The organism is Pseudomonas sp. IAC-BECa141 (assembly GCF_020544405.1).
In the GTDB taxonomy this organism is placed as follows: Bacteria; Pseudomonadota; Gammaproteobacteria; order Pseudomonadales; family Pseudomonadaceae; genus Aquipseudomonas.
Genome location: NZ_CP065410.1, coordinates 3,695,191 through 3,708,666, shown reverse-complemented (window position 1 = coordinate 3,708,666; position 13,476 = coordinate 3,695,191). Strand labels below are relative to the sequence as shown.

At 60.0% G+C, this 13,476-nt stretch carries 12 protein-coding genes and 1 pseudogene; 7 read left to right on the top strand and 6 right to left on the bottom strand.

Annotation, left to right across the window (positions count from 1 at the left end):
• Positions 1-28: 28 nt before the first annotated feature.
• Positions 29-997, bottom strand: a complete 969-nt coding sequence (locus tag I5961_RS16815) for a 2-hydroxyacid dehydrogenase (RefSeq protein ID WP_085705038.1) — start codon at positions 995-997, stop codon at positions 29-31.
• Between the two features lie 169 nt (positions 998-1,166).
• Positions 1,167-1,549, bottom strand: a pseudogene (locus tag I5961_RS16810) (tautomerase family protein).
• 271 nt (positions 1,550-1,820) lie between these two features.
• Between I5961_RS16810 and I5961_RS16805 the strand changes: the two are divergent.
• The 3 genes from I5961_RS16805 (at position 1,821) to I5961_RS16795 (ending at position 3,772) form a co-directional block, all read left to right on the top strand.
• Positions 1,821-2,015 carry a hypothetical protein gene (locus I5961_RS16805; protein ID WP_085705034.1) on the top strand — a complete coding sequence of 65 codons (195 nt, stop codon included), beginning with the start codon at positions 1,821-1,823 and terminating at the stop codon, positions 2,013-2,015.
• A gap of 50 nt (positions 2,016-2,065) precedes the next feature.
• Positions 2,066-2,236 (top strand): hypothetical protein, encoded by a 171-nt coding sequence (locus I5961_RS16800; RefSeq protein WP_170929732.1) that lies wholly within the window; start codon positions 2,066-2,068, stop codon positions 2,234-2,236.
• 255 nt (positions 2,237-2,491) lie between these two features.
• A complete protein-coding gene (locus I5961_RS16795) occupies positions 2,492-3,772 on the top strand; it encodes an HAAAP family serine/threonine permease (RefSeq protein WP_085698182.1) in 1,281 nt (426 codons plus the stop codon).
• Positions 3,773-4,055: 283 nt separating this feature from the next.
• Here I5961_RS16795 and acnB read toward each other — a convergent pair whose 3' ends face one another.
• Complete coding sequence (gene acnB, locus I5961_RS16790; RefSeq protein WP_085705030.1) at positions 4,056-6,665, bottom strand: bifunctional aconitate hydratase 2/2-methylisocitrate dehydratase; 2,610 nt, start codon at positions 6,663-6,665, stop codon at positions 4,056-4,058.
• Between the two features lie 468 nt (positions 6,666-7,133).
• Here acnB and I5961_RS16785 point away from each other — a divergent pair, with 468 nt between their 5' ends.
• Positions 7,134-7,604, top strand: coding sequence for a DUF1289 domain-containing protein (locus I5961_RS16785; protein ID WP_085610662.1), 471 nt, complete (start codon positions 7,134-7,136; stop codon positions 7,602-7,604).
• Between the two features lie 125 nt (positions 7,605-7,729).
• Here the strand turns inward: I5961_RS16785 and I5961_RS16780 are convergent, their stop codons facing one another.
• Positions 7,730-8,593: a universal stress protein gene (locus I5961_RS16780; protein ID WP_085698184.1), complete on the bottom strand. Its 864-nt coding sequence runs from the start codon at positions 8,591-8,593 to the stop codon at positions 7,730-7,732.
• Positions 8,594-8,752: 159 nt separating this feature from the next.
• On the opposite strand from I5961_RS16780, the gene I5961_RS16775 reads away from it, so the two are divergent.
• From I5961_RS16775 to I5961_RS16765, 3 genes are all read left to right on the top strand, one after another.
• Positions 8,753-9,361, top strand: a complete 609-nt coding sequence (locus tag I5961_RS16775) for a tRNA-(ms[2]io[6]A)-hydroxylase (RefSeq protein ID WP_085698185.1) — start codon at positions 8,753-8,755, stop codon at positions 9,359-9,361.
• Between the two features lie 140 nt (positions 9,362-9,501).
• On the top strand, positions 9,502-10,209 hold the full coding sequence (locus tag I5961_RS16770) for a winged helix-turn-helix domain-containing protein (protein WP_085698186.1): 708 nt from the start codon (positions 9,502-9,504) through the stop codon (positions 10,207-10,209).
• Positions 10,210-11,496 carry an ATP-binding protein gene (locus I5961_RS16765; RefSeq protein ID WP_085698187.1) on the top strand — a complete coding sequence of 429 codons (1,287 nt, stop codon included), beginning with the start codon at positions 10,210-10,212 and terminating at the stop codon, positions 11,494-11,496. It abuts the gene before it with no gap.
• 46 nt (positions 11,497-11,542) lie between these two features.
• On the opposite strand, the gene I5961_RS16760 is transcribed toward I5961_RS16765, so the two are convergent.
• Positions 11,543-12,442, bottom strand: coding sequence for a bestrophin family protein (locus tag I5961_RS16760; RefSeq protein ID WP_227232886.1), 900 nt, complete (start codon positions 12,440-12,442; stop codon positions 11,543-11,545).
• Positions 12,443-12,471: 29 nt separating this feature from the next.
• A complete protein-coding gene (moaA, locus tag I5961_RS16755) occupies positions 12,472-13,470 on the bottom strand; it encodes a GTP 3',8-cyclase MoaA (protein ID WP_227232885.1) in 999 nt (332 codons plus the stop codon).
• Positions 13,471-13,476: the final 6 nt, after the last annotated feature.

Genomic DNA, 13,476 nt, shown 5'->3' with positions numbered 1-13,476 from the left:
GGCGTCTGTGGACTCTGCCCGGCGTGCTTTAGTGCACGCGCTGGTTGTTCAGCTTTGGCGGCAACTGGAGCGGTGTCAGCACCGGTTGGCCGGAGAAGAACGCCACCAGATTCTTGCCCACCAGCTCAACGGTGCCCTGGGTGGCTTCCGGTGACAGCCCGGCGACGTGCGGGGTCAGAAGTACATTGCTCAGGCTCTTCAGCGCATCGGGCACTTGCGGCTCGTGATCGAACACATCCAGCGCTGCGCCGGCGATTCGACGCTGTTCCAGCGCGCTGATCAGGTCGGCGGTGGCGATCACGCTGGCGCGGGCAATGTTGACGATAAAGCCGTTGGGCCCCAAGGCATCGAGCACCGGACGGGTCACCAGATGCTGGCTGCCGATGCCGCCAGGCGTGGCGACCACCAGAAAGTCCGAGGCCCGGGCCAGTTCGGTCGGGGTCGAGCAGAACGCGTAAGGCACGTCGCTGCGCACCTGACGGTTGTGGTAGCTGATCTCCATGTCAAAGCCCAGACCGGCGCGCTTGGCAATCGCCATCCCCACCGCGCCCAGGCCGAGAATTCCCAGGCGCTTGCCGGCCAGCGACGGGCGCATGATTTTCGGCCACTCGCCCCGACGTACTGCCGCATCGCAGCGCGGAATGTCCCGCACCAGCGCCAACAGCATGGCCATGGCGTGGTCGGCCACCGATGACGCGTTGACGCCGGCGCCGTTGGTCACGGTCAGCCCACGGTCACTGGCGGCTTGCAGATCAACCTGCTCGTAACCGGCGCCGATCACGCAGATGATTTTCAGCGCGGGCAATGCGGCGATTTCTTCCGCGTACAAACCCAGCGGGCCACGGGTCAGCACCGCGTCGATCCGTGCCCCGTGAGTGGCGATGGCTTGCGCGCGTTCGGCAGGAGTCGGCGCGAGAATCAGGTGAAATCCCTGACGTTCGAGAATCGGCAAATAGTCATTGATGGTTTCAACCAGTACCAGAACGGTGGCGGGCATTGCTCGGCTCCTGTGATCGTCGGTCTTCGGGCGCAAAAGTCGATTCAGAGTGCTGATTCCAGAGCGGTTTGGCAACGGCTGGCGCGGCCCCGCATCAGGCAGTGTAGGAGCTGATACAGGGATCGCGCGGGTGCTTCGTCAGGTGATGTCGGCGCTGGTGGTCACAGGATCAGGTCACGTACTGGGCGATGCCGTTGCCGAACGACCAGTTCTCTTTTTCACTTCCACCAGGTTGATGAACACGTCCTCCTGACGCACGGCCAGTTGCTGATTCAGATTGCGCGCGATGGTCTGGAACAACCGTTGCTTCATCTCCACGGTGCGGCCTTCGCTGATGGTCAACTGGATGAACACGATGCCGTCGCTGCGCTGGATCCCCAGGTATTGCGGGTCATAGACGAAATGCTGGTCGTCGTGCTCGGCCAGCACCTGGAAATTGTCGTGTTCCGGCACATTGATCTCGCTGCGCAGGGCGGCGTAGATCACTTCGCCAATGCGTTTGGCGAACGTCGGATCCGGGTTTTTCTTGATGTCGACGCGAACGAGGGGCATGGGAAGGCTCCACAGGCGAGGGGACTGGACGGGGATGTCAGTCAATTCGCCATTGGGTATAGCCGAAAAATGCCAGTCGGTGAGGTTGTTTAAAAACGTTAGGAAATGGACGCGCCGTCCTGCGGGATTTACGGATGTTGCCTACGGTGTCCTGTGGAATCGTCCGCTATACAGTGGGATTGGAAACGCGAAAACATACAGGGGCAACGCGGGATGCTCTCAGGATGGAGCGGCAGCCTGTGCGGGAATTGCCATCAGCCAAGGAAGGCCAATGCTTCAGAACGATCGTGAAAGTCTGGAACTCGACAGGCTAATGAATGAATCACGCAAGCTGAGGGCTGAAAGGCAAAAGCTTTTGGCGGAAGTAAAGAAACTCAACAGGGAGACTAATCTGTACCCGCTCGCGGTATTGGGAGCGGTGGTAACCGCAATCACCGCAGTAGCAGGTGTCTATTTCAAGTTTTGAGCATGCGTGCGTCACACAGTCAGCGCCATGAACCCAAAGAGGACATCTACATGAGCACGTTCGACCGTAAAGCGATAATGGAAGAAGCAGATCGAGAGCACGAGGAGTGGGTCGAAAAAATGCGAATCCAGGATAAAAACGATATGTACCCAGTCTGGGGCATGCTGGGTTTCGGCATTTTTTGCATGTCCCTCGGCTTCATGTTGGGCCGATCGATTTGATCGGGTTTTGCCCTGTCACATCCGGCACCGAAACATGCCATAAAACGACATGTGGCGTATCCGTTGCCGACATGTTTTTTCCCAAAAGCGACAAGTCTTCGATCTGCTCCGCACAACCATTCCTCAGCTAAGTCTTTGCTTCTGCTCATTTATCGCGGAGAATCTCGCCCCTGTTTCGGCCGGGGCATGTCTGTCGGTTTTTTCCGACGCGTCCCGACCGAGTGGCAAGTGACCGGAATGCGGAGATCCGACCGGATGAATGATCAGGCCAATAGCGTCGAACAACGCTTTGAAGCGGCAGCACCAGCTGAACTGTCGAGCTGGAATCGCCATGACACTACCTGGATGTTGGGACTGTTTGGGACGGCCATCGGCGCCGGTACCCTGTTTTTGCCGATCAACGCAGGTCTGGGTGGTTTCTGGCCGCTGGTGATCCTCGCGCTGCTGGCCTTCCCGATGACGTTCTACGCACACCGCGGTCTGACCCGCTTCGTGCTTTCCGGTCGCGAAGGTGCCGACATCACGGACGTGGTGGAACAGCATTTCGGCATCAAGGCCGGTGCACTGATCACTCTGCTGTACTTCTTCGCGATCTTCCCGATCCTGCTGATCTACAGCGTCGGCCTGACCAACACGGTCGCCAGTTTCCTTGAACACCAATTGCACATCACGCCGCCGCCACGCGCGGTGTTGTCGTTCGTGCTGATCCTCGGCCTGCTGGCCGTGGTGCGCTGCGGCGAGCAAGTGATCGTCAAGGCCATGAGCCTGATGGTGTATCCGTTCATCGTCGCGCTGCTGTTCCTGGCGGTGTACCTGATTCCGCACTGGAACGGCGGCATCCTGACCACCGCCTCGCAAGTGCCGGCACCGTCGGCGCTGCTGCATACGCTGTGGCTGGCGATTCCGGTGATGGTGTTCTCGTTCAACCACTCGCCGATCATCTCGGCGTTTGCGGTGGATCAGAAGCGTCGTTACGGCGTTCACGCCGACGAGCGCAGCTCGCAGATCCTGTCTCGCGCCCACCTGTTGATGGTGTTGATGGTGCTGTTCTTCGTGTTCAGCTGCGTACTGACCCTGTCGCCGGAACAACTGGCGCAAGCCAAGGCGCAGAACCTGTCGATCCTGTCTTACCTGGCCAACCACTTCAGCAACCCGACCATCGCGTTCGCCGCGCCGCTGATTGCGTTCGTGGCGATCTCCAAGTCGTTCCTCGGCCACTACATCGGAGCCAGCGAAGGCCTGAAGGGCTTGATCGTCAAAAGCGGCAAGCGTCCAGGCGCCAAGGCTCTGGATCGCATCGTGGCGGCGTTCATGCTGGTGGTGTGCTGGATCGTGGCGACCCTGAATCCGAGCATCCTCGGCATGATTGAAACCATCGGTGGCCCGGTCATCGCGGCGATCCTGTTCCTGATGCCGATGTACGCGATCCGTAAAGTGCCGGCGATGGCCCGTTATCGTGGGCAGATGTCGAACGTGTTTGTCACCGCAGTGGGTCTGGTGGCGATTTCGGCGTTGATCTATTCGCTGACTGCTTGAGGTTCAGCAGCAAGGTGGAATTTGACCTTGTGAAACAGAAAGGCCGACCTGCATCGCAGGTCGGCCTTTTTTGTGCCTGTATGGTTTGTAATTGATCGTTCCCACGTCGAACCGTCTGCGTGGGAATGCCTCTTGTGACGCTCTGCGTCACGGTTCAGGACGCAGAGCGTCCTTGGCTGCATTCCCACGCGGAGCGAGGGAACGATCAGCGCCAGCCGTTCAGCAGGCATAAAAAAACGCCGCTCATCTCGCGATGGGCGGCGTTTTTCATTGCGTTGCAGCGTCAGGCTTGAACGACAGGGATCTTGGCGTTCGCAGCAGCTTCACGGAACTCGGCAATCTGGTCGAAGGACAGGTAGCGGTAAACGTCGGCCGCCATGCTGTCGATCTTGCCAGCGTATTCCATGTACTCCTCGACGGTCGGCAGGCGACCCAGGATCGAAGCAACGGACGCCAGCTCAGCCGAAGCCAGGTAGACGTTCGCGCCGTCGCCCAGACGGTTCGGGAAGTTACGGGTCGACGTCGACACCACGGTGCTGTTCGGCTCAACGCGTGCCTGGTTACCCATGCACAGCGAGCAGCCTGGCATTTCCATGCGGGCGCCGGCCTTGCCGTAGATGCCGTAGTAGCCTTCTTCGGTCAGCTGGTGAGCGTCCATCTTGGTCGGCGGCGACAGCCACAGACGGGTTGGCAGCTGACCCTTGACCTGATCCAGCAGCTTGCCGGCAGCGCGGAAGTGACCGATGTTGGTCATGCACGAACCGATGAACACTTCGTCGATCTTCTCGCCAGCAACGCTGGACAGCAGACGGGCGTCGTCCGGGTCGTTCGGCGCGCACAGTACAGGCTCGTTGATGTCGGCCAGATCGATTTCGATGACTTCGGCGTATTCGGCGTCGGCATCGGCTTCCATCAGTTGCGGGTTGGCGATCCAGGCTTCCATCGCTTGAGCACGACGTTCCAGGGTACGCGCATCGCCGTAGCCTTCGCCGATCATCCAGCGCAGCAGGGTGACGTTGGACTGCAGGTACTCGGTGATCGACTCTTTCGACAGCTTGATGGTGCAACCGGCAGCCGAACGTTCGGCCGAGGCGTCGGACAGTTCGAACGCCTGCTCCAGGGTCAGACCTTCCAGGCCTTCGATTTCCAGGATGCGGCCGGAGAAGGCGTTTTTCTTGCCTTTCTTCTCGACGGTCAGCAGACCGTTCTGGATGGCGAAGTAAGGAATGGCATGAACCAGGTCACGCAGGGTGATGCCAGGTTTCATTTTGCCTTTGAAACGCACCAGGATCGATTCCGGCATGTCCAGCGGCATGACGCCGGTGGCGGCGGCGAACGCGACCAGACCGGAACCGGCCGGGAACGAGATGCCCATCGGGAAACGGGTGTGCGAGTCACCACCGGTACCTACGGTGTCCGGCAGCAGCATGCGGTTCAGCCACGAGTGGATGATGCCGTCGCCCGGACGCAGGGAAACACCGCCGCGGGTCATGATGAAGTCAGGCAGGGTGTGGTGGGTGGTCACGTCGATCGGCTTTGGATAAGCCGCGGTGTGGCAGAAGGACTGCATCACCAGATCAGCGGAGAAGCCCAGGCACGCCAGGTCTTTCAGTTCGTCACGGGTCATCGGACCTGTGGTGTCCTGAGAACCTACGGTGGTCATCTTCGGTTCGCAGTAGGTGCCAGGACGGATGCCTTTGCCTTCTGCCAGACCGCAGGCCTTGCCGACCATTTTCTGCGCCAGGGTGTAACCCTTGGTGCTTTCGGCCGGTGCTTCAGGTTTCTTGAACAGGTCGAACGCTGGCAGACCCAGCTCGGCGCGAGCCTTCTCGGTCAGGCCACGACCGATGATCAGCGGGATACGGCCGCCGGCGCGGACTTCGTCCAGCAGGACCGGGGTCTTCATTTCGAAGGTGGTGATGACTTCGTCGGTACCGTGCTTGCAGACTTTGCCAGCGTGCGGGTACAGGTCGATCACGTCGCCCATGTTCATGTTCGACACGTCGAACTCGATTGGCAGTGCGCCGGCATCTTCCATGGTGTTGTAGAAGATCGGAGCGATTTTGCTGCCGAAGCAGAAACCGCCAGCGCGCTTGTTCGGCACGTAAGGGATGTCGTCGCCGAAGAACCACAGAACCGAGTTGGTCGCCGATTTACGCGAGGAACCGGTACCGACCACGTCACCGACGTAGGCGATAGGGAAGCCCTGGCCGCGCATTTCTTCGATCTGCTTCATCGGGCCGGTCTTGCCTTGCTCGTCCGGAACGATGCCGTCACGGGCCATTTTCAGCATGGCCAGAGCGTGCAGCGGGATGTCTGGACGCGACCAGGCGTCAGGAGCAGGGGACAGGTCGTCGGTGTTGGTTTCGCCGGTCACCTTGAAGACGCGCAGGCTGATCTTGTCGGCCAGCACAGGGCGCTTCTTGAACCACTCGCCGTCAGCCCAGGATTGCAGCACGGCCTTGGCGTGAACGTTGCCGTTCTTGGCTTTTTCAGCCACGTCGTGGAAGGCATCGAACATCAGCAGGGTGTGCTTGAGTTCTTGGGCGGCCACTGGCGCCAGTTCGGCGTTGTCCAGCAGTTCAACCAGAGTCACGATGTTGTAGCCGCCCTGCATGGTGCCGAGCAGTTCTACAGCGCGCTTTTTGTCCAGCAGAGGGGAGGAGACTTCGCCCTTGGCCAGTGCGGAGAGGAAACCGGCCTTGACGTAGGCGGCTTCGTCCACTCCTGGTGGTACGCGATTGGTGATCAGGTCAACGAGGAAAGCTTCTTCGCCAGCCGGAGGATTCTTCAGCAGCTCGACCAGGCCTGCAGTTTGTTCGGCGTTAAGCGGCTGGGGAACGATACCCAGGGCTGCACGCTCTTCGATATGTTTGCGGTAGGCTTCAAGCACAGTTATTACCCTCATCAGTGGTCCCAAATGGGTGTCCGGGACGCTCATCCCGAAATTGCCGTACTCATGCTCCTCACGACGTTGTGGGTCGTTCGGCCAGAATTACCGGCAATTCCTTACAGAAGCTGCTTTCAAAGTTTTACGCCTGCAGAACGGGGAGCTGATGAGGGTTGGCGTACGGCTTTTCCCCGCTGGAAAAACCTTACGCCAACACCGCTCTGAAGGAACGACTGTGCTCGTGACGCTTTGAAAACAGCTTCTAACGGACATTGGCGCCTAAAAAGGCTGGCTGATTCTACGGCAAAAAAAATTTAAAGGTAAGTCGCGCTCTATTGGACTTTGGTGGCGTTGTGCGCCATCGGGCCAAACCCCGATCCAGCGCTTGCCCCTGACGTTTGAGGGGTGATGAATGGCGGACAAAGGGCTAACATGCCGACCTGTTCCGCGTTTCAAGTGTTTTGCCCATTTATGCCCAATCAGACCATCAAGACCCCCTGCGTCGGCCTCTGCTCTACCGTTTACGGTGATCTGGTGTGCCGTGGCTGCAAGCGTTTCCACCACGAAGTGATCCACTGGAACGGTTACAACGAGGAAGAAAAGCGCGCGGTCTGGCTGCGTCTCGAGCAATTGCTGTCACAAGTGATGGCCAGCAAGGTCGAGGTCTTCGATCCGGCGCGCCTGCGCCATCAGCTGGAACAGCGCAAGATCCGCTTCGTGCCGCATCAGTCGGAATATTGCTGGGCTTATCAACTGATCGCCCGGGGCGCGCGGGTGATCATTAATCTGGAAGCCTACGGGATGGTATTGCTGCCGGAGTTTCGCGACTGGAACCTGCCGGAACTGCGCGATGCCATTGATCGGGAATTTTTCCTGCTGTCGGAAGCGCACTATCAGCGCTACATCGCGCCCGGTTTCCTCAAGGACGCCCTCGGCGACTGAAGTTCAAAAGCTTCGCGAGCAAGCTGCTCCCACATTGGATTAATGTCGTTCACAAAACCACTGCGGGAGCGACGGTGCGACGATTCGACTTGCTCGCGAAGGGGCCGGTTCAGGCACCGAAGGCCTTAATGCTTGACCGCCAACTCGACCAAATGGTCTTCAACCTCCTGCGGCTTGAGCACCAGTACATCACTCTCCAGCTGATCCAGCACCTGTTCGGCCGTGTTGCCGATCAACGCCCCGGATACCCCGCTGCGCGCCACGGTGCCAATCACGGTCACCGCCGCCTGCAGCTTGTGCGCCATGAACGGAATCAGCACATCCGCCGGTCCTTCCTCGACGTGCAGGTGAGCGTCATCAATGTCGAATTCAGCCTGAAACGCCCGGCATTGCTCGCGATAGCGCGCCTCGATGCTTTCCTTGAGCTGGAAGGTCGGGTCGGCCGCCGACAGCATCGGTGACGGATGGGCGGTAATCACGTGCAGATGCCCTTTGGCCAGACTGGCGATGTCATAACCGTGGTCGATGATGGTGGTGTGCAGGTGGCGGTGTTCGCCATCGGCATTGCCTACATCGACAGCGGCCAGAATCACTCGGTCTTTCCAGGAGGCGGAGGTTTTCACCAGCAGCACCGGAGTCGGGCAGTGGCGCAGGAGTTTCCAGTCTGCCGGGGTCAGCAGGGCCTTTTTCAGCGGACTGTCGGGGAAGTGCTGTTTGATCACCAGCCCGCAGCCTTCGGCCTGCTGTACGTCGATGATGGTTTCGTGCAGGCTCTCGTTCCACGCCTGCTCGGTGGTGACGCTGTAGCCATCCGCCAACAGCGCGGCCTTGAGCACGCTGAGCATGCCGGCGTGATCGTGCTTCTTGTCGCAGACCAGCAGGTGCAGATGGGCCTGGGTCACCCCGGCGATCAGCTTGGCGCGCTTGAGCGCCAGGCTTTCCGCGTGTTCGGGTTCGATGACCACCAGAATGCTGCGAATGGCTTGCATGAGTGAGTCTCCAGCAATGAAAAGGCACGGCGTTGCACAACTATAGTTGCTGCGCATCCGTCTGCGACTTGATGCATATCAACGCAGGCCGCTGGTGGTCTGCGGGCAGGCCGGTATAATCGGCGCCCTTCGCTCGAACACCTTTTGACCGTGAGCCCCATGATCCTTCCCGAAATCCACGAATTCCTTGGTTGCCGCACGCCTGACGCCTGGGTCCAGGCCGCGCTGGCCGATCAGGAAACCCTGCTGATCGACCACAAGAACTGCGAGTTCAAGGCCGCCAGCACCGCGTTGAGCCTGATCGCCAAGTACCATTCCCATGTCGATCTGATCAACATGATGTCGCGTCTGGCCCGGGAAGAGCTGGTGCACCACGAGCAGGTGATGCGCATCATGAAGCGGCGCAAGATCGAACTGCGTCAGCTGCATGCCGGCCGTTATGCTTCCAGCCTGCGCAAAGTGGTGCGCAGCCACGAACCGGTCAAACTGGTCGACACCCTGGTGGTCGGCGCCTTCATCGAAGCGCGCAGTTGCGAGCGTTTCGAAGCGCTGGTGCCGCATCTGGACGAAGAACTCGGCAAGTTCTACTTCGGCCTGCTGAAAAGCGAGGCCCGGCATTTCCAGGGTTACCTGAAACTGGCCTACCAGTACGGCGACGCCGGGGACATCGCTCAAGTGATCGAAAAAGTCCGCGCCGCCGAGCAGGATCTGATCGAGTCCCCGGACGAAGAATTCCGTTTCCACAGCGGCGTACCCGTCGCGGCATGAATTGTTAAAAACTCTTAAGAGTATGAAACATCAACGAAAACCGGCCCCAGAGGCCGGTTTTTGCTGCCTGGCGTAAACGACTCGCCATTGAATGCCCGCATAATGTCGCCCACTTCACAAAGCGGTTGGCGGCGGTCGTTATGGATAACCTGGGTTTTGGCAGAGTCCTGCTGGTGGAAGACGATGAGCGGCTGGCCGCACTGATCGCCCACTTTCTCGAACAACACGGCTTTGATGTGCGCACGGTGCATCGCGGCGATCTGGCCGTGGCCGCGTTTCTTGAATTCAGGCCCAAAGTCGTGGTGCTCGACCTGATGCTGCCGGGGCAGAGTGGACTGCACGTGTGCCGGGAAATCCGCAGCGTGTCGGACACGCCGATCGTCATCCTGACCGCCAAGGAAGATGACGTCGACCATATTCTGGGCCTGGAGTCTGGCGCCGATGACTATGTGATCAAACCGATCAAACCGCCTGTTCTGCTCGCACGCCTGCGGGCCCTGCAACGCCGGCAAGTACCGGAAAGCGGTGTGGTCAGCTCGCTGGAGTTCGGCAACCTGATCATCGACCGCAGTTGCCGTGAAGTGCGTCTGGCGGGCGAGCCGATCGAACTGACCACCATGGAATTCGAACTGCTGTGGCTGCTGGCCAGTGCCGCCGGCAACATCCTGTCACGCGATGACATTCTCAACCGCATGCGCGGCATCGCCTTCGATGGCCTCAATCGCAGCGTCGACGTGTACATCAGCAAGTTGCGCAACAAACTCAAGGACAACCCGCGTGAGCCGGTGTGCATCAAGACCGTGTGGGGCAAGGGTTATCTGTTCAATCCGTTCGCGTGGGAGTTGTAGATGCTGCGGTTATTTCTCGGGCTGTTTCTGGTGATGACCGTCGGGCTGGTGGCGGCGCTGCAAACCGTCGAGCACACCTTCAACGCATTGCTCGACAACCAGATGCAGGCCTACAACCGCGAGGCGGTACGCGGTCAGGCATGGTCGCTGGTCGAACACATGCGCGACCAGCAGGGTGTTGCGCGCGAGGCGCAACTGGAGGCATTGCGGCCACACTATGGGCTGACGTTGAGTCTGGTCGAGGCTGACCAGTTGAACCTCAACGATCAGGAAAAAGCCGAGCTGGCCAAGGATCTGTTGGTGATTCGCGACGATTACACCCAGTTCATCAGCAACATCGACGGTGGTTCACAGCTGCTCAGCATCAAATTGCCGCCCGAGCCGAGCCTGATGCCGTTCTACATTGCCGGGGCCTACATGATGCTGGCGGTGCTGCTCGGTATCGTTTTGTACTTCTGGGTGCGTCCGCACTGGCGCGATCTGGAAAAACTGCGACTGGCCGCCGAGCGCTTCGGCGACAACGACCTCTCGGTACGGATCCAGCTGTCCAAACGCTCGAACATCCGCGACCTGGCCGGCCACTTCAACCTGATGGCGGCGCGTATCGAAGGCTTGATAGCCAATCAGCGCGAACTGACCAACGCGGTCTCCCACGAACTGCGCACGCCGATTGCCCGGTTGTCGTTCGAACTCGATCAGCTCAAGCAGCAACCGGACGCCAGCCAGAACCGCGAACTGATCGCCGACATGTACGCCGACCTTGGCGAGCTGGAGGAAATGGTCTCCGAACTGCTGACCTACGCCAGCCTCGAACGCGGAGCGACGGTAATCACCCGCGAGAATATTCAAGCGGCCAACTGGCTCGACAGCGTGGTCGGCAGTGTGGCGCTGGAAGCCGAGGCGGCCGGGGTTCAGCTGTTGATCGTTGATTGCCGGGTTGATGAAGTGCGGATCGAACCGCGCTTCATGGCGCGGGCGGTGATCAATCTGCTGCGCAACGCCATTCGTTATGCCGAGCAGCGGGTCGAGGTGTCGCTGGTGCGCGTCGGCGATCAATACGAAGTGCAGGTCAATGACGACGGACCGGGCGTGCCGCTGGCAGGTCGGGAGAAAATCTTCGAACCGTTCTCGCGCCTGGACGCCAGTCGCGACCGCCGCACGGGCGGCTTCGGCCTTGGTCTGGCGCTGGTGCGGCGAGTGTCGCAATCCCATGGCGGGCAGGTCGAGGTCGGCGATTCACCGTGGGGTGGCGCGTCGTTCCGCATGACCTGGGCGCATCTGGATTAACCAAAGGCCCTTTGAACACCCTCAATCCCACAGGATCGGAGTTCCGTCAGCTGAGTACGTAGTCGACGGGCTTCAGCGCTGGCGGCAAAGGCTCGACGCCGAGTTCCGCCAGAATATCGCGCTCGATGCTGCGCACCAGTGCATCGGTCGGCAAATCGTTTTCATCCCGGCCGAACGGGTCTTCCAGCTCATCGGCAATCGCATCCAGGCCGAAGAAGGTGTAGCTGACAATCGCCGTAAACAGCGGCGTCAGCCAGCCCAGTGGTTCGGCCATGGCGAACGGTAGCAGGATGCAGAACAGGTAAATCGTGCGGTGCAGCAGCAAGGTGTAGGGGAAGGGCAGCGGCGTGTTCTTGATCCGCTCGCACACCGCCTGCGCCTGGGTCAGGCTGGTCAGGTGATTGGCCAGCAGCATGTAGCGCCATTCGCTGAGATCGCCTGTTTGATGCAAATCGGAACATTGCTGGCCGACGGTTTGCAGGATGCGTCCGCTGTAGTCCGGCACCTGCGCATCGTGTTGCGGCGTGATCCATTCGGCACTGGCGGCAGCTTCGTTTTCCCGGCGCAGCCGAGCATTCAAGGCGTGGGCAAAACCGCAGAGGTTGAGCAACAGCAAGCGGCGTTGCGCCGACTCGCGGATCACATGGGTTTCGCGAATCACCGAGCGCACATGCACGATCACTTCGCCCCAGGCCTTGCGCGCTTCGTACCAGCGGTCGTAACAGGCGTTGTTGCGAAAGTTCATGAAGATCGACAGCGACAGACCGAGCAAGGTAAATGGCGTGGCGTTGACCTTGGTGAAGTTGCTCGGGTGGAGCATTTCCACCAGCACGATGCCCGACGCCAGCAGCGTGACCATCAGGGTGCGCAGGGCGATGCGCTTGGCGATCGAGCCTTTGAGGGTGAAGAGAATGGCGAATTGATTGACCTTGGGTCGGATGATCATGCGGCTCTCTGCCTTGAAAACGTGGCGGATCAGCCGCCGGTCATGTTCATGAAACGCACCACTTGCACGTCGTCGTTCACTTCAAAGTTGTGCCGGTAAGGTTTGAGCTTCATCGCTTCGATGATGGCTTTCTCCAGCCGTTGCGGTTGACCCGGATGAGCCCGCAGCACCGCTTTCAGATCCACCGAATGCTCGTTCCCCAGACACAGTAGCAAACGCCCCTCGACGGTCAGCCGCACCCGGTTGCAAGTGCCGCAGAAGTTGTGGCTGTGGGGCGAGATGAACCCCAGCCGGATGTGCGGCGCTTCGGCCAGCCGCCAGTAGCGCGACGGGCCCTGGGTCGACTCGGCGGAGTCGATCAGGGTGTAACGCTCGGCGATCTTTTCACGCACCTGGCTGCTGGAAAAGAACGACTCGGCACGGCTGTGTTCGCTGATGATGCCCAGCGGCATTTCCTCGATGAAGGAAATGTCCAGATCCCGCTCGATGGCGAACTGCACCAGGTCGTTGATCTCGTGATCGTTACGGCCCTGCATCACCACGCAGTTGAGTTTAGTGCGGGTAAAACCGGCGGCGCGCGCGGCGTCGATGCCGTCGATCACCTGGGCCAGGTCGCCGGTTCGGGTCATCTGCTTGAAGCGTTCGGCATCGAGGCTGTCGAGGCTGACGTTGAGGCGTTTGACCCCGGCGTCGAACAGCGGACTGGCGAGTTTGCCGAGCTGCGAACCGTTGGTGGTCAGGCACAGTTCGCGCAGGCCGGGCAGGGCGGCGATCTGCTTGCACAAACCGACGACGCCGGGACGAATCAGCGGCTCGCCCCCGGTCAGGCGAATCTTGCGGGTGCCCAACGTGACAAAGCTCTGCGCCAGTTGATAGATCTCCTCCAGCGTCAGCACCCGTTGGCGCGGCAGAAATTGCATGTCTTCAGCCATGCAGTACACGCAGCGAAAGTCGCAGCGGTCGGTGACGGACATGCGCAGGTAGTCGACGCGGCGGTTGTAACCATCGATCAAGACGCGCTCTGACATGACAGC

Coding starts and splice junctions, on each gene's coding strand:
- I5961_RS16815 (WP_085705038.1), bottom strand. CDS start 997: ATGCCCGCCACCGTTCTGGTACTGGTTGAAACCATCAATGACTATTTG.
- I5961_RS16805 (WP_085705034.1), top strand. CDS start 1,821: ATGCTTCAGAACGATCGTGAAAGTCTGGAACTCGACAGGCTAATGAAT.
- I5961_RS16800 (WP_170929732.1), top strand. CDS start 2,066: ATGAGCACGTTCGACCGTAAAGCGATAATGGAAGAAGCAGATCGAGAG.
- I5961_RS16795 (WP_085698182.1), top strand. CDS start 2,492: ATGAATGATCAGGCCAATAGCGTCGAACAACGCTTTGAAGCGGCAGCA.
- I5961_RS16785 (WP_085610662.1), top strand. CDS start 7,134: ATGCCCAATCAGACCATCAAGACCCCCTGCGTCGGCCTCTGCTCTACC.
- I5961_RS16780 (WP_085698184.1), bottom strand. CDS start 8,593: ATGCAAGCCATTCGCAGCATTCTGGTGGTCATCGAACCCGAACACGCG.
- I5961_RS16775 (WP_085698185.1), top strand. CDS start 8,753: ATGATCCTTCCCGAAATCCACGAATTCCTTGGTTGCCGCACGCCTGAC.
- I5961_RS16770 (WP_085698186.1), top strand. CDS start 9,502: ATGGATAACCTGGGTTTTGGCAGAGTCCTGCTGGTGGAAGACGATGAG.
- I5961_RS16765 (WP_085698187.1), top strand. CDS start 10,210: ATGCTGCGGTTATTTCTCGGGCTGTTTCTGGTGATGACCGTCGGGCTG.
- I5961_RS16760 (WP_227232886.1), bottom strand. CDS start 12,442: ATGATCATCCGACCCAAGGTCAATCAATTCGCCATTCTCTTCACCCTC.
- moaA (WP_227232885.1), bottom strand. CDS start 13,470: ATGTCAGAGCGCGTCTTGATCGATGGTTACAACCGCCGCGTCGACTAC.